We start from the raw sequence: 14,772 nt of genomic DNA, 5'->3' as shown, positions 1-14,772 counted from the left end.
CGGCATATTGCCTTCCAGGCCCGCGCCGCTTACCAAATGACGCCCGCGGGGAATTCCTTTTGGTTCGGCATAACAGATGATTGCTCGTCTTCGGCGCGCCATGCGATTGCAATCGCTCCCGCTTGCCGCCGGCTTCGCTGTGCTGGCCCTGATCGTCGGCACCCGCGCTTTGCTGGTCGAGGGCCAGCGGACCAATCGTGCCGCCGCGCGCGAGACAATCGAATACCAGGAACAGCTTTCAGGGCTGCTTTCATTGGCGCAGGATGCCGAGAGTGGCCAGCGCGGCTACCTGCTGACCGGCGAGAAATCCTATCTCGAACCGTACCAGAAGGCTGTCGATGCGATCCCGGGGCAACTTGCCCGCATCGATGCCATGACGGCTTCGGACGACCAGCTGGTCCAGCAGATCAATCACATCAAGGACGCGCTTTCACAAAAGCAGGCTGAACTGGCCGTGACGATCGCGCTCTACGACAAGGGCGACGCAGCCAAGGCGCTGCAATTGGTCCGCAGCGGTCAGGGCAAGGCCGCCATGGACGAAATCCGCGCCAGCATGGACACGATCCGGCGCATCGGCGCCGCCGACATAGCCGCGCGCGACGAGCACACAGACCAGGTCGAGGCCTGGCTGCGTATCGGTTCGCTGGCGGCCCTCATCGCGATCTTCCTGCTCGGTGCCTACACGATCCGCCAGTCCCGCCGCCGCTTCCGCGAGGTCGTCACCGCCCAGGAAGAGCTAATGCGCAAGAACATCGAGCTCGGCAACGAGATCCAGACACGTGAAAAGGCCGAATCCCAGCTACGCCAAATGCAGAAGATGGAGGCCGTCGGCCAACTGACCGGCGGCATCGCCCACGATTTCAACAATATGCTGGCGGTGATCCTCAGCGCCATGAACCTTGCCCAGCGCAAGCTGAAGCGCGGCGAGAATGATATCGAGAAATTCATCGAGGCCGCGACGGATGCGGCCAGCCGTGCCGCCAATCTGACCTCTCGGCTGCTTGCCTTCTCCCGTCTGCAACCACTGGCACCGCAGGTGGTCGACACCAACCGGCTGGTGACCGGCATGTCCGACCTCCTGCACCGTGCGCTCGGCGAAGGCATCCGCATCGAAACGGTGCTGGCCGGCGGCCTGTGGAAAACCCACGCCGATCCCAACCAGATCGAGAACGCGATCCTCAACCTGGCCGTCAATGCCCGCGACGCCATGGACAATGACGGCAAGTTGACCATCGAGACCGCCAACAGCCATCTCGACGACAGCTACGCCGCCACCCATGCTGAGGTGATCGCCGGCCAGTATGTGATGATCGCGGTCAGCGATACCGGTGAGGGCATGTCAGCAGATGTAATGGCCAAGGCTTTCGAGCCTTTTTTCACGACCAAGCCGGTCAACAAGGGCACCGGACTGGGGCTGAGCCAGGTGTTCGGCTTCGTCAAGCAGTCGGGCGGCCACGTCAATATCTACTCCGAGCCGGGCGAAGGCACGACGATCAGGATCTATCTGCCCCGGTTTTTCGGGCCGGAGGAGCCGGCAGCACCCGCCGATCGCGGCAAGAGCACCGCCAAGGTCACCGAAACGATCCTCGTCGTCGAGGACGATGCCCGCGTGCGGGCCTCAACGACAGACGCCATGCGCGAACTCGGCTACACGGTCATTCACGTTGGAAGCGGCCAGGAGGCCCTTCAGAAACTGGCGGCGACGCCGGGCATCGCCCTGCTTTTCACCGACATCGTCATGCCGGTGATGAACGGCCGCAAGCTCGCCGAGGAAGCGGTCGCGCGCCAACCCGGCCTGAAAGTCGTCTTCACCACCGGTTTCACCAGGAATGCCGTCGTCCACAACGGCGTGCTCGACCATGACGTGCACTTCCTGGCCAAGCCGTTCACCATCGAGCAGCTCGAGGCCAAGCTGCGCGACGTGCTGGACGCGAAAGGATAGCTGGCATGACCGAGACCTTGGAAATCGTCAATTTTCGCCTCAAGCCCGGGACCGAAGTGGGCTTTGCCGCAAGCAACCGCCTGGTCAGCGACTGGCTGGCGCGGCAGCCGGGTTTCGTCAGCCGTTGCCTTGCGCGGCGGGATGATGGCGGCTGGGTCGATGTGGTGCGCTGGCGGAGCCGCGAGCAGGCTCTCGCCGCAGCCGGGCGGATCATGTCCGAGATCGGCGATTGCGAGGCCATGCGCGCCATCGATCCCGCCAGCGTCGACATGGGACATGCCGAGCTCGTTCTGTCGCGTTAACCCACGCTTTGGCTGGCAGTGGAAAGGTCCCAGTTGGGATCGGCCCTGCCCAATCCGGCAACGACGCGGTCGCGGCCGTCCGCTTTTGCCTGATAGAGCGAACGATCCGCGGCGTTGACGATTTCGACCCATGACGCACCGAGTTCCGGGAAGGCGGACACGCCGAACGAGGCCGTGATGGTTCCAAGCGTGCGGCCGCGATGCGCCAGATGCGGTTGCTTGATCGCCTTGCGCAGCGCCTCGGCGCGCTCGGCGGCATCGGCGAGCGACGTTCCCGGCATCATCAGGGCGAATTCCTCGCCTCCGTAGCGTGACACAACGTCACTTTCCCTGGCATGGTCGAGCAGCGTGCTGGCAACCTGCTTAAGCACGAGATCGCCCGCTTCATGGCCGAACGTGTCGTTGAACTGCTTGAAATGATCGACATCGAGCATGATCATCGCCAGCGGCTGCTCGGAACGCTCCATGCGCCTCAGTTCGCGACTGCTCGTTTCCTCGAGATAGCGGCGGTTGTAGAGCCCGGTGTTCGGATCACGGATTGATTGTTGCCGCAATGTTTCGCGCAGGCCCAGATTGGCCAGCGCCAGGGCCAGCGTATCGACGACGCCGCGCAGGATCTGCTGCCGCTCTGTCAGCCAGCCCGGTCTGTCGGCGGCGTCCGGTTCGCACAGATGCACGATGCCAAGCGTCTCCCCCTGCGCCGCCAGAGGCATGCAGACATAACCGCGGCCGCCATTCTCGGTGATGTGGTTGCAGCGTGGCGTCAGCATGCCGGGGCCGGCCACATGCTCCTGGCCGCGCCGCAGCGCCCAGCAATCTTCCGGCGCGAACTGGCCGACGCTCGAACGCACGGTGCCCCAATGCGCCATTTCCTCGACCAGGTTGCGCGAGGCACTGGTCAGATGCACGGTTCCGCTCAATCCGCCGAAGAAGTCGGGCATGGCCGAGCCGACGACCGAAAAAGCCTCCTGGAAGGTGACGCAGGCCTGAAGCAGTTCGCCGAGCTTGACCAGGCGGGTCGTTGCCTGGGACGTCTCCTTCAGTTCGCGGTTCAGCGTCGCCAGTTCCTCGGCGCGATCGCTGACCGCCCGCTCGGCGCTGCGCAACTCGCTGATGTCGTTCAACGTCAGCACGATCCCGCCGTCGGAGCGATTGAGCGGATTGCAGCTCGCGATCACCGGCAGGGACGATCCGTCCGGCTTCGCCAGCCGCACCTCGGCCTGATGCCGGCGACCCGTGGTCAGCGCCAGTCCGATCGGGGAAGTTGCCTGCGCCAGCCTGTCCCCCGACAGTCCCCTTATATCGAGGACCGACGGCCAATCCTGCCCCTCGATCTTGTCGTTGCGCCGCCCGACGATCTCGGCGGCTGCCGGATTGACCGAGACGATCTGGCCATTGCCGTCGATGACGACAATGCCTTCGGCGACGGTGCGGACAATATCCTCGATATAGGCCTTCTGCTCGACGAGCTGCCCACGCGAGGATTCGAGTTCGGATGCCATGCTGTCGAACGCTCGCGATAATTGGCCGAACTCGTCATTGGAGGTAAGGCCGATACGCGCCCCGGCGTCGCCGCGCGCCAGCGATTCGATACCTCGGTTGAGGCCGGAAAGACCGGCGCCAAAGCCGCGCAGCAACAGGAAAGCCGAGAGCGCGGAAATGAGCACGGCGGCCGCGGTGCACAGACCGATAAGCCAGAGCATGCTGTTGGTGCGCTGTTGGGCGGCGTGCAGCAGCGGCGTGTACTCGAACAGCACCGCGCCGACCGTCTTGCCAGGAGCATCCTTGATCGGCACCGCAACGAGGTTGATCGGCTCAGCCACATCGCCGCTGTCTTCGATGAAGTCGCGCGGCGCGCCGCTCTCGATCGTCCGGCCGACTTCATTATCGGGATCGTGGCGGTACGGTGTGCCGACATTTTTTTCTTCGCCCGGGACATCGGCAAGGATGACCTTGTCGTGATTGACGACAACGAGATCGCGTTTCGAGTCGCTGTGCTGCGATTTCACGAATTCGCGCAGCGCGTCTGCCCTTTCGAACAAGGAATGCGGCGCATCGGAAGTCTTGAAAGCAATCGCGTCGGCCAATTGCCGCCCAACGCCGGTCGCCTCGGCCACCGCAGCGGATCTGGTCAGCGACATCTGAGAGATTATGGCAATACCACCCACCAGGCCGATCAAGGCCGCGGCGCTCAACAAGGTGGCAACAATCTGGGTCTTTATCCGCACCAGGCCATCCCAATCAATGGGAGGGCAATGTATATGCCGAATCCCGGTCGTGCTTCAGGAAACCGCCAACCTCGTAAATTTGATGTTAAAGGTCCCTGATCGACAGCCATCTCCAGGAAGACCCTCGGCGCCGAGGAATTCAGCACGGCGCTCATGCCCTGACAGAACGGACCGCCCTGTCGGCAGAGGAAAATTGTTACCTTGACTTTCCCGCTCCCGCGCCCGACTTCCTAGCGCTCTGAAGCAATCCAGGAAAAGTGTGAAACGGTTTTCCGTCCGGAATTGCGACAAATCAAAGAGCTCTAGGAGACCAACCGATGCCAGAGCCCCGACGATCGACGATCGATGCCGGAGAAGTGGAACGCTTTTCCGCCCTTGCCGCCGAATGGTGGAACCCGAACGGCAAGTTTCGTCCGCTGCACAAATTCAATCCGGTCCGGCTTTCCTATATCCGCGACCAGATAGCGGCGCGCTTCGGCCGTGATCCGCGCGCCGCGCGGCCGTTCGAGGGCCTGCGCATCCTAGATATCGGCTGCGGCGGCGGTCTTTTGTGCGAGCCGATGGCGCGGCTTGGCGCCGAGGTCGTCGGCGCGGACGCCTCCGAAACAAACATCGAAGTCGCAAAACTGCATGCGGCCGAAGGCAATGTGAGTGTCGACTATCGCGCCACGACGGCCGAGGACCTCGCCGACGCCGGCGAGACATTCGACGTCATTCTCAACATGGAAGTGGTCGAGCATGTCGCCGACATCGACCTGTTCGTCGCCAAATGCGGGCAGATGGTCCGGCCCGGCGGCATCATGTTCGTGGCCACCATCAACCGCACGCTGAAGGCGCTGGGCCTGGCGATCATCGGTGCCGAATATGTGCTGCGCTGGCTACCGCGCGGCACCCATCAGTTCGGCAAGCTGGTGCGCCCGGAAGAGCTGGAAAAGGCGCTCGCCGGCGCCGGCCTGACGATCATCGACCGCACAGGCGTCACCTACAATCCGCTCGCCGACCGCTGGGCGCGGTCGAAGGACATGGACGTCAATTACATGGTGCTGGCGGAAAAGGGATCGGTCTAACCACATTCGCAAATTCGCACCTGGAGCAATTCCAGGAAAAGTGCGAACCGGTTTTCCCGGGAAAAGCGCATAGCGCTTTCGCTTGGGAATTGCGCCAAAACAAAGAGTTAGAGCAATTCGCCGTTTCCGTGAAACGGTGAACTGCTCTAGAGCGGTTCGCATTTAGGTTGACTTATAGCCTGCGCTTTCGATGTAGTTGTTACATTCGTTTGGGGTAACGTCGTCAAGGGTGTTGGCGATGGCGTTGTGTACGGCCTGGATGCTTCGTTTGGCGGCACGCCGCATGCAGTGCTTGAGCTTGGCGAACAGCTTCTCGATTGGATTGAGGTCTGGGCTATAGGGCGGCAGGAAGAAGAGCCTTGCGCCAGCGGCCCTGACGATATCGCGGACGGCTTGGCCCTTGTGAGAACCGAGATTGTCGAGAATGACGATGTCACCCGGCTTCAGTGTTTTGATGAGTTCGGTTTCGACATAGGCGCGGAAGGCCTGCGCATTGATGGGTCCGTCAATGACCCAAGGCGCCTCCACCCGATCATGCCGCAGCGCGGCGATGAAGGTCATCGTCTTCCAATGACCATATGGCGCGTGGGCCATCAGCCGCTTGCCGCGCACACCCCAGCCGCGCAATGGCGCCATGTTGGTCTTGACCCATGTTTCATCCAGGAAGACCAGGCGAGTAGGGTCAATGCGGGTCTGGTAGCGCATCCATTGCGCCCGCCGGCGCATCAGCTTTGGCTTGAGCTGCTCGGCCGGCAGAATGGTTTTTTTAAAACTCTTGCCCTCACGATGCAGGAAGCGACCGACGCTCGCAGGGTGGATGATGAGACCCCGTTCCGCCAATGCCGCCGTCAATTGATGAAGCGTTATGTTGGCATCTCGCTCGACCTCGCTCAGGACGAAAGCACGGTGCTCCCCATCGATCAGATAGGGCCGATGACCGCCCATCTTGCCAGGGGCCGCACTGCCCAACCGACGCTTGCGCGCCGCCCACTTGATCACGCTCGACACTGCCACCTTCAGCGCCGCAGCCACCTCGCGACTCGTCTCGCCTTCCTCAAGGCGAGCCAGTGCCCGCTCTCGCAGATCCATCGAATAAGGCTTCGCCATCTGTCCCGACCTCCAACGGTCAGAACATCGAATCTGATTTGCTCAATCTTGGGAATCCCGATTCAGATAAAACGCGAACCGCTCTAGGATGTGTCGAGATTCAGGTCAGGCCGGGTCGAAAACGGTGGGTTCCGAGAACCGGGCCTACGCGTCGAGCGGCCGGTAGCCGCCCCGCCAGTAGACAAGCGCCTGGCCAGCATCATGGGTGCGCACCGCTTCGACCGAACCGATGACGATGGAATGCGTGCCGCGATCGATCATCTCGTCGAGGCTGCAGTCGAAGGCAGCCACCGCGTCCGACAGCAGCGCGGCTCCGGTCTTCAGCGTCACCCATTCGGCGCCCTCATAGCGGTCCTTGCCCTTGATGCCGCCAAAGCCCGAGAACCGCTCCGCCACGTGCTGGTGCTGGGGCCCGAGCGAATTGACGCCGAAATGCCGGTAGCGTTCGATTACCGGCCAGGTCGATGACGATCGGTTGACGCAAGCGATCACCTTGGGCGGCTCGGCCGACAGCGAGACCACCGAAATGACCACGAGGCCGGAACGGTCTTCGCCGACGCCGGCGGTGATGACGCTGACATTGCCGACGATGAGCCGCATGGCGGCGCGGAAGTCGGCGACATCGACCGGGCCTTCTCCCGAAGCTGTGGACATGACGTTCTCCTTCGCAGCCTGGACGCAATTCCCAAGGGAAAACGCTATGCGCTTTTCCCGGGACAACCGTTTCACACTTTTCCTGGAATTGCTCTATGCCGCCGACTGCATCGCGGCCGGCGCGGTGCGGATGCCTCTCTGTTCCAGAATGGGTAGCACGGTGTCGCGGAAATAGGGGAATTCCTCGACATAATCGACGAAGGACAGCGTCGAGCCGCGAAACCCCGCCGCGTGCAGGGCGGTGATCCCATCGGCGACCTGCTCGGGCGTGCCGGTGAGCGGGAAGCCGCCATGGCCCGCCGCCATGCGGTCGCGAATGAGCGCCAGGAGATCATGCGGGAACGACTGCGCATGGGCGAACTGCAGCTGCACCAGATTGTCGACCGCTACCCAGTCGGCATTGGCGCGGCCGAAATGCTCAAGATAGTCCGTGGCTTCCTTTTCGGTCGGCCGGCAGACGACATGTGCAAAGGTCAGCACGTCGACATCGCTGCCGGCGGCCCTCGCCTGCTCCTTCAGCGCAATGATCTCGTCCTTGGAGCGCGCCAGGTCGATTGCCGGCGTGAACAGGAAATCGGCGTTGCGGACCGCGAATTTGCGGCCCTCTTCCGAACCGGCGGCGTTGAGGATCGGCAGCCGCGCTGAGGGGCGCGGGTCGCCAAGCACATTTTTGAGCTTGAACCAGGTGCCGTCCCAGTCGAAGGCTTCTGTGCGCTCCCACAACGCCTGGACGATATCGAACCACTCCTGGGCATAGCCATAGCGCGTGCCATGGTCATCGGGCAGCGTCAGCCCAAGCGCTTCATATTCCGGCTTGTTCCAGCCGGCGACGATGTTGAGGCCGATGCGGCCGCGGCTGATCTGGTCGATGGTCGCCAGTTGCTTGGCGACGACCACGGGATGGTTCGCCGCGGTATGGGTGGTGGCGAAAACCGTGATGTTGCGGGTGAGCGCCAGAAGCCCGGCCGCCCAGGTGATCGTCTCCAGCACATTGCCGTGAAAATTGGTCTCGCCGCCATAGCCGATCCAGCGCGCGATCGGCAGCATGAAGTCGATGCCGGCCTCGTCGAGCAGATGCGCCAGCCGCAGATTGTTGTCCCAGGAACTGACCCAGCGCCCGGGCACCTTGGTGACGGTCATGCCGCCGGAGCAATTGGACGCGAAGGTGCCGAGAAAGAAGGGCTGCGCATGAGGCGCGGTCTTGTCGAGCATGCTCATGGGTGACGTTCTCCTCATTTTTGCTTATAATTTATGATAGAAAGTCTATCATAAATCTATGTAGACGCAATCACCGGGATCGGCGCATGCTGATGGTGGGGGAACAGGCAGATGAACGACCGGCGCAAATCTCTGGAAACACAGGCCGAGTTGCTGGATCGCGGCTGGCACCTGGCACGCACGCCGCTGGAAATCGACGTCACCGAAGTCGAATACGCGCTGATGCGCTCCTACGAGGCGTTTGGCCATTGGCAGGCCGAATGCCTCGCCACGGTGATCGAGTTTTCCGCCAGCGGCCCCGAGAACGCGCTGCTCCACATCATCCGGATGAACGACCGCCCGAAAAGCGTGCGCGATCTAGCCCAGATGACCAACCGCGACGACATTCCCAACATCCAGTACAGTCTGCGCAAACTGCTCAAGGGCGGTTTGATCACCCGCACCGGCAGCGGCAGGGCTGGTGTCACCTACGAAGTGACGCCGCTCGGGCATCGCGTGACCGAGCGCTATGCCGACATCCGCTCCGTCCTGCTCATCGATGCCGTGACCCGCATTCCCGAAATGGCCGACAAGCTCGAGGATGTCGCGCGCACGCTCGAGCTGATGACCGGCATCTACGAGCAGGCGGCGCGTGCCGCCGCCACGCACCGCCGCCGGCATCCAAGGCCGGAGCCCGGCGGCGATGCCGACGGCGGCGGAAAACTTTGAAGACGTTTACGCAGGCTGCGGCTTTGCGACGGCCTGGCTCTGCGCCTTCGTGGTGATGAAGACGCCGACGGTGATGATGACGGCGCCGCCCCAGGTCAGCAGCTGATAGTGCTCGCCAAGGAAGATCGTGCCGGCAAACAGCCCGACGGCGGCCGCCACATAGCCGATCTGGCTGAGATAGACCGGGCCGCCGACCGCCTGCAGCCGGAAGAAGAAGGCGAACATCGCCGACGCCGATGCGACCTGCGCGACGACGACCAGCGGCACGCCGGCGAGCGGAACGAAGGCCTTGATGCCAAACAGGGCGAGAATGCCAACGAGCAGCAGCGCTGCCGATGCCAGATGGCTGCCGACGGCAAGCTCGATCGGGCCGGTGCCTTCCGGCCAGTCGACGGTGCGGTAGATGTTGCCGGCGGCAAGGCTGACGGGGATCAGCAGCCCCATCACCACCCAGAACAGGTCGGCCGGTTGGCCGGCCTCGCCGCGCGTCACCGCCACCATGACGGCGCCGACGAAGCCGACGGCGATGCCGACAATGCCCAGCATGTTGGGGCGCCGCACACGCAGCAGGATCGAGAACACCAGCGTGATGACAGGCGAAAGCGTGAACATGATGCCGGTATAGCCGGCGCCAAGGTGCGGAATGGCCGAGAACATCAAGAGATTGGGGGCGGCATAGGACACCGCGGCCGTGACGAAGAAATAGCGCAATTTGTGGGGGGTGAGCCGGATGCGCTCGCCGCGTGCCAAGAGCACGCACAAAAGCACGCCGCCGGCGCCAAGCGAGATGACGAAGGCCCAGACCATGGCCGGCACGCCGGCCGCCGTGGCGAGCTTGCCGAAGGGCAGCGTCAGGCCGAGCAGGCCGCCGGTGACGACCAGCAGGCCGAGCGCCGATTCCCAGAGAAATTTCATCGGATTGTCCCGTCACTCAATTGCGAAATTTGGCACTTGCGGCTTGGCCGGTTCTGCATCTTCAGGTAAGATAACACGAAGATTCTTAACGTCAAGATATTTAATGGTGAGACAGTGGATAGGGCAGCGCGAGCGATCGAGCAGTGGAAACGGGAGCGGCCGGATCTTGATGTCGCGCCGATGGGCGTGCTCGGGCGACTGAACGAGGCGTCGTCGCTGATCGCCCGCGACCGCCTCGCTCCGCTGTTTGCCCGTTTCGGGCTGCAGGCCGGCGAGTTCGACGTGCTGGCGACGCTGCGCCGCTCCGGAGCCCCTTACGCGCTGACGCCGACTGCTCTCTACGAAGCGACGATGGTGACGTCGGGCGCCATGACCAACCGGCTCGACCGGCTGGAAAAGGCCCGATTGATCCTGCGCGGCCCGCACCCCAACGACCGGCGTGGCATTGTCGTGCAGCTTACCGAGAAAGGTCTGGCTTTGATCGACGAGGCCCTGACCGCCCACGTCGCCAACGAGCATGAAATCCTCGCCGGCCTGAGCGACGCCGAACGGGAGACGCTTTCGCGTCTGCTTGAGAAGCTGATCGGCAGCGTGAGCTAACCGATCAGCTTATCGGCTGACGCGAGAACCGGCGCCGGTGTTGCCAGCGTCGATATGATACGGTGAGGCCGACAAGCCAGGCCGGCATGTCGAGGTAGAGCAGAGCATCTCGCAAACCGCCGATATAGCGCTCACTCATCGCCTTGTCGGAGAAGTCCGGCATGGCAGCAAGTGTCGCCTCAACTTGTTCAAGCCGATCCGTTCCGGCGGGCAACTTGGCCGCAAAGGCGATCTCCCGACGCAGGCAAACCCGCTCCACCCGATCCCGCAACGTCTCTTCGTAACCGATACCGCATCGCATCAGGCGCGCATGCGTGGCTTCATGGACGATTGATGACGCAATGCGTTCGGGCGTCGTCCCCTCACGAATGACGTAGCGCTCATCCAGTTCGCATGCTCGCGAAGAATTCGCCCATTGCGCGGCGGAGGCGGGAAGGGTTGTGACGAAGATCTGCCTAACGTCACCAAGCAGCCGTTTGTAGCGGACAGGATCAAAATCACGAATAAGGCGAAGTGCTTCGACGATCTTGTCGATGCCCTTGTCGCCGATGATGAGCAACCCGTCGATCGTTTGGTTATCGCTGGCCTTGACGGCGCCCCAGCGGGCCAACCGGCCAATGACGGCCCTGACGCTGCCTTGTGGCTTGATCTCTTCCGGTCTGCGCAAGGCACTCTCGGAATTTAGTTGCGGTCGTCCGGGAACACCGGGATCGGCATGAAGTCTACGCCGTCCTCGGCCAGGCCCTTGGCCTCTTCCAGCGTCGCCTCGCCATAGATGCCGCGCGCATCGGTTTCGCCGAAATGGATCTTGCGCGCTTCCTCGGCGAACTTGTCGCCGACATAGTCGGCATTCTCGCGCACCTTCTCGGCCATCGCCTTGAGTTGCGCCAAGGCCTGCTTCTGCGCCTCGCCCATGGCGAGCGCTATGGTTTCCTGCTTGCGGGCCGTAGAAACGGCCGGCGCCATCAGGGCCTTCTGCACCTTGTGCGAGCCGCAGGTCGGGCAATCGACGAAGCCGCGCTTCTTCTGCGTGTCGAAATCGTCATTGCTGCGGAACCAGCCTTCGAATTCGTGCTCGTGCTCGCAGATCAGGGCAAAACGGATCAAGAGGCGGCACCCCTGAGACGCGGCGTGTACACCTCGCCGGCATTGATGGTGAAATCCCGCGCATTCTTCAAATTGGGGATCTTCTTGCGCGCCGCAAGCGACTGCGCCGGGTCGATCTCGGCCACGATCACTGCGGGCTCGTCATGCGCGGCTTCGGCGATGATGCGGCCCCAGGGATCGACGATCAGCGAATGGCCAAAAGTCTCGCGGCCGTCCTCGTGCAGGCCGCCTTGCGCGGCGGCGACGACAAAGGCGCCGTTCTCGATGGCACGCGCCCTCAGCAGCACATGCCAGTGCGCCTCGCCGGTCTGGCGGGTGAAGGCGGCGGGCACGGTCAAAACATCGGCGCCGGCCAGCGCCTCGGCGCGGAACAGTTGCGGAAACCGCAGATCGTAGCAGACGGCAAAGCCCAGCCTGGCGCCGGCAACCCCGGTCACGACGGCCTCGGTGCCTGGTTCATAGGCGGCGGATTCGCGCCAGCTCTCGCCATTGTCGAGGTCGATGTCGAACATGTGGATCTTGTCATAGGTGGCGAGTACAGCGCCGTCCGGACCAAACAGCAGCGCGCGGTTGGCGAGCTTGCCGTCAGCGCGCAGGATGGCGGTCGAGCCGATATGCAGGAAGACGCCGAGATCGCGCGCCAATCTGCGCGCGGTCGCGACGATGATGTCCTTGTCTTCGGAGGTGAACGAGGCTGCACGCGCTTCCTTGTCGCGGATCAGCGCCCCGGTCATTTCCGGCGTCTGGATGTAGGTCGCGCCCTGACCGGCCGCTTCACGCACCAGCCGTTCGAGATCGACCGCATTGCGCTCGGGGCTTTCGCCTGAACGCATCTGGACCGCCGCAGCCTTGAAAACACCCATCATCATACCCTCAAATCGTCGCGCCGTTGGCGAGCAGTCTGTCCAGCCGGCCTTCGGCCTCCAGCTCGTGGAGGTCGTCGCAGCCGCCGACATGCGTGTCGCCGATGAAAATCTGCGGAAAGGTCGTACGCCCGTGCGCCTTGGAAATCATTTCCTGGCGCAGTTCCGGCGAAAACGAAGCGTCGTGCTCGGTATAGGCGACGCCCTTGCGCTCCAGCAGCCGCTTGGCCGCCGTGCAGTAGCCGCACATCATGCGTGTATAGATCGTGACATCGACCATGACGAATTTCCGCTTTCGTTGCCGACTTATATAGTCGCGGACTCGTCCGCCCGGAAGTCCCCCGGCAAGACACGCGCAAAGGTCAGCACGTCGACGGCGGCCGCACCTCCCCTTTTCAGCGCCTTGGTGGCCGCGCGCACGGTGGCGCCCGTGGTGTAGACATCGTCGATCAGAAGCACCCTGCGGCCGGCGATCTCGATTTCCGCCTCGGCCGGCACGCGGAAGGCGGCCCGCACATTCTCCTCGCGCTCATGCCGCTCCAGCCCGACCTGCTGGCGGGTGAGTTTCACACGCCGCATGGCGGAAGGCGCGAAAGACAGTCCGCTGAGTTCGCAAACGGCGCGCGCCAATTCCGCCGACTGATTGAACCGCCGCCGGAAGAAGCGCCGCCAGTGCAGCGGCACCGGCACCACCACATCGGCGTCGGCGATGAGATCGGCGCCGGCGCGCACCATCCAGCGCGCCATCCAAGGGGCGAGATCGGTGCGATCCTGGTATTTCAGCCCTTGCACCATCTGGCGGGCGACGCCGGAATAGGCGACGGCTGCCCGCGCCCGCTCGAAGGGCGGCGGATCGGCGATCGCTTCCGCCGACAGAAAGCCCTCGCCCATATGGTGGGTGAACGGCGTGCCCATCACCGGGCACCAGGGACGCTCCAGCAGCCGCAGCTTCGGCCAGCAGGCGCCGCACAGCACGCCAGGCTGCGAGACATGCCGGCGGCAACCGGCACAGACCGGCGGAAACAGGATGCGCGCCGGCCAGCCGAGAGCCGATCGGGTGAGGTTCTTGATCCCGACGGACTTGATCTTGGACATGGGATCGGCCACGTGGTTGGTCCTGCGCACCGTGTATACCAAGTATATCAGGGCGTGGATAAACAAGGATCCGCCCTTTGCAGCCTATTATGGATACCGATCTCTGGCTGGCGCACAAGCGGCGCGCGCTCACCCATCCGGTCGACGGTGCCGATTTCCTCATGAACCGCGCCGCCGAGGACCTTGCGGACCGGCTGGGCGCCGTCGAGCGCCGGTTCGGCAAGGCGGCGGTGCTGTTTTGCCAGACGCCGGCCGCGGCCGATGTGCTCGCCGCGAGCGGCAAGGTGACGGAGATCGTCCGCGTCGAGACGGACGCGGCTTTCCTGAAGGGTGCCGCCGGCTTGGTCGCACCGCTGGAAACCGTGCCCTTCGAGCCGCAAAGCCTCGATCTGGCGGTGTCGCTTCTGTCATTGCAGGCGATGAACGACATCCCCGGCATGCTGATCCAGATCCGCCGCGCGCTGCGGCCGGACGGGCTCTTTCTCGGCGCCTTTGCCGGCGCCGGCACGCTCAGCGAGCTGCGCGAGTGCCTGCTTGCGGCCGAGACCGAGCTTTACGGCGGCGCCAGCCCGCGTGTCATCCCGTTCACCGACGTGCGCGATGCCGGTGCGCTGCTGCAACGCGCCGGTCTCGCTCTGCCGGTCGCCGATGTCGAGACCGTGACGGTGCGCTATGCCAATTTGTTTGCCCTGATGGCCGACCTGCGCGCCATGGGTGAAACCAGCGCGCTTGCCGATCGCAGCCGGCGACCGGGCACCCGCAGACTGTTTGCCCGTGCCGCGGAAATCTATGCCGAGCGTTTTTCCGACCCCGACGGTCGGATCCGGGCAAGTTTCTCGATGGTCTGGATGTCCGGCTGGGCCCCCGATGCGTCGCAGCAGAAACCGCTGAAGCCGGGCTCAGCCAAGGTCTCGCTGAAGGCTATACTGGAAGGGTCCGGCGAACACTGAGCAGCCGTCGGAGTTG

The 14,772-nt window shown here is 63.5% G+C and carries 16 protein-coding genes; 6 read left to right on the top strand and 10 right to left on the bottom strand.

Going from position 1 to position 14,772, the window contains the following annotated elements:
• The first annotated feature begins 100 nt into the window (after window positions 1–100).
• Both DBIPINDM_RS22160 and DBIPINDM_RS22155 read left to right on the top strand, forming a co-directional pair.
• Window positions 101–1,942 carry a CHASE3 domain-containing protein gene (locus DBIPINDM_RS22160; protein WP_416361786.1) on the top strand — a complete coding sequence of 614 codons (1,842 nt, stop codon included), beginning with the start codon at window positions 101–103 and terminating at the stop codon, window positions 1,940–1,942.
• A gap of 5 nt (window positions 1,943–1,947) precedes the next feature.
• Complete coding sequence (locus DBIPINDM_RS22155) at window positions 1,948–2,244, top strand: antibiotic biosynthesis monooxygenase family protein (RefSeq protein WP_258589193.1); 297 nt, start codon at window positions 1,948–1,950, stop codon at window positions 2,242–2,244.
• Here DBIPINDM_RS22155 and DBIPINDM_RS22150 read toward each other — a convergent pair.
• Entirely contained in the window at window positions 2,241–4,472 is a 2,232-nt protein-coding gene (locus DBIPINDM_RS22150) for a diguanylate cyclase (protein ID WP_258589192.1), read from the bottom strand. The genes DBIPINDM_RS22155 and DBIPINDM_RS22150 overlap by 4 nt on opposite strands.
• A gap of 317 nt (window positions 4,473–4,789) precedes the next feature.
• Between DBIPINDM_RS22150 and ubiG the strand changes: the two genes are divergently transcribed.
• Window positions 4,790–5,539, top strand: a complete 750-nt coding sequence (gene ubiG, locus DBIPINDM_RS22145) for a bifunctional 2-polyprenyl-6-hydroxyphenol methylase/3-demethylubiquinol 3-O-methyltransferase UbiG (RefSeq protein ID WP_258589191.1) — start codon at window positions 4,790–4,792, stop codon at window positions 5,537–5,539.
• Between the two features lie 162 nt (window positions 5,540–5,701).
• Here the strand turns inward: ubiG and DBIPINDM_RS22140 are convergent, their stop codons facing one another.
• From DBIPINDM_RS22140 to DBIPINDM_RS22130, 3 genes are all read right to left on the bottom strand, one after another.
• On the bottom strand, window positions 5,702–6,646 hold the full coding sequence (locus DBIPINDM_RS22140; protein ID WP_258582550.1) for an IS630 family transposase: 945 nt from the start codon (window positions 6,644–6,646) through the stop codon (window positions 5,702–5,704).
• Window positions 6,647–6,790: 144 nt separating this feature from the next.
• Window positions 6,791–7,300: a flavin reductase family protein gene (locus tag DBIPINDM_RS22135; protein ID WP_258589190.1), complete on the bottom strand. Its 510-nt coding sequence runs from the start codon at window positions 7,298–7,300 to the stop codon at window positions 6,791–6,793.
• A gap of 93 nt (window positions 7,301–7,393) precedes the next feature.
• Entirely contained in the window at window positions 7,394–8,518 is a 1,125-nt protein-coding gene (locus tag DBIPINDM_RS22130) for an LLM class flavin-dependent oxidoreductase (protein WP_258589189.1), read from the bottom strand.
• Between the two features lie 111 nt (window positions 8,519–8,629).
• Here DBIPINDM_RS22130 and DBIPINDM_RS22125 point away from each other — a divergent pair, with 111 nt between their 5' ends.
• Complete coding sequence (locus tag DBIPINDM_RS22125; protein ID WP_258589188.1) at window positions 8,630–9,226, top strand: winged helix DNA-binding protein; 597 nt, start codon at window positions 8,630–8,632, stop codon at window positions 9,224–9,226.
• Window positions 9,227–9,232: 6 nt separating this feature from the next.
• On the opposite strand, the gene DBIPINDM_RS22120 is transcribed toward DBIPINDM_RS22125, so the two are convergent.
• The gene (locus DBIPINDM_RS22120) at window positions 9,233–10,141 is read right to left on the bottom strand and encodes a DMT family transporter (RefSeq protein ID WP_258589187.1); all 909 of its coding nucleotides are present in this window, start codon (window positions 10,139–10,141) and stop codon (window positions 9,233–9,235) included.
• Window positions 10,142–10,255: 114 nt separating this feature from the next.
• Between DBIPINDM_RS22120 and DBIPINDM_RS22115 the strand changes: the two genes are divergently transcribed.
• A complete protein-coding gene (locus tag DBIPINDM_RS22115) occupies window positions 10,256–10,741 on the top strand; it encodes a MarR family winged helix-turn-helix transcriptional regulator (protein ID WP_258589186.1) in 486 nt (161 codons plus the stop codon).
• A 4-nt stretch (window positions 10,742–10,745) separates the two neighbouring features.
• Here the strand turns inward: DBIPINDM_RS22115 and DBIPINDM_RS22110 are convergent, their stop codons facing one another.
• The 5 genes from DBIPINDM_RS22110 to DBIPINDM_RS22090 are packed head-to-tail and all read right to left on the bottom strand — an operon-like array spanning window position 10,746 to window position 13,818.
• A complete protein-coding gene (locus tag DBIPINDM_RS22110) occupies window positions 10,746–11,408 on the bottom strand; it encodes a hypothetical protein (protein ID WP_258589185.1) in 663 nt (220 codons plus the stop codon).
• Between the two features lie 14 nt (window positions 11,409–11,422).
• Window positions 11,423–11,848 carry a DUF1178 family protein gene (locus tag DBIPINDM_RS22105; RefSeq protein ID WP_258589184.1) on the bottom strand — a complete coding sequence of 142 codons (426 nt, stop codon included), beginning with the start codon at window positions 11,846–11,848 and terminating at the stop codon, window positions 11,423–11,425.
• The gene (locus DBIPINDM_RS22100) at window positions 11,845–12,711 is read right to left on the bottom strand and encodes a carbon-nitrogen hydrolase family protein (RefSeq protein ID WP_258589183.1); all 867 of its coding nucleotides are present in this window, start codon (window positions 12,709–12,711) and stop codon (window positions 11,845–11,847) included. Before DBIPINDM_RS22100 ends, DBIPINDM_RS22105 begins: the two co-directional genes overlap by 4 nt.
• 10 nt (window positions 12,712–12,721) lie before the next feature.
• Window positions 12,722–12,991 carry a glutaredoxin 3 gene (gene grxC, locus DBIPINDM_RS22095; RefSeq protein ID WP_258589182.1) on the bottom strand — a complete coding sequence of 90 codons (270 nt, stop codon included), beginning with the start codon at window positions 12,989–12,991 and terminating at the stop codon, window positions 12,722–12,724.
• A 26-nt stretch (window positions 12,992–13,017) separates the two neighbouring features.
• On the bottom strand, window positions 13,018–13,818 hold the full coding sequence (locus DBIPINDM_RS22090; RefSeq protein WP_258589181.1) for a ComF family protein: 801 nt from the start codon (window positions 13,816–13,818) through the stop codon (window positions 13,018–13,020).
• A gap of 65 nt (window positions 13,819–13,883) precedes the next feature.
• On the opposite strand from DBIPINDM_RS22090, the gene DBIPINDM_RS22085 reads away from it, so the two are divergent.
• Window positions 13,884–14,756, top strand: a complete 873-nt coding sequence (locus DBIPINDM_RS22085; RefSeq protein WP_258589180.1) for a methyltransferase domain-containing protein — start codon at window positions 13,884–13,886, stop codon at window positions 14,754–14,756.
• The last annotated feature ends 16 nt before the right edge of the window (window positions 14,757–14,772 follow it).

Source organism: Mesorhizobium sp. AR02 (genome assembly GCF_024746835.1).
In the GTDB taxonomy this organism is placed as follows: Bacteria; Pseudomonadota; Alphaproteobacteria; order Rhizobiales; family Rhizobiaceae; genus Mesorhizobium.
Note: the sequence above shows the minus strand (reverse complement) of the source record. Positions and strands in the feature narration are given on the sequence as shown.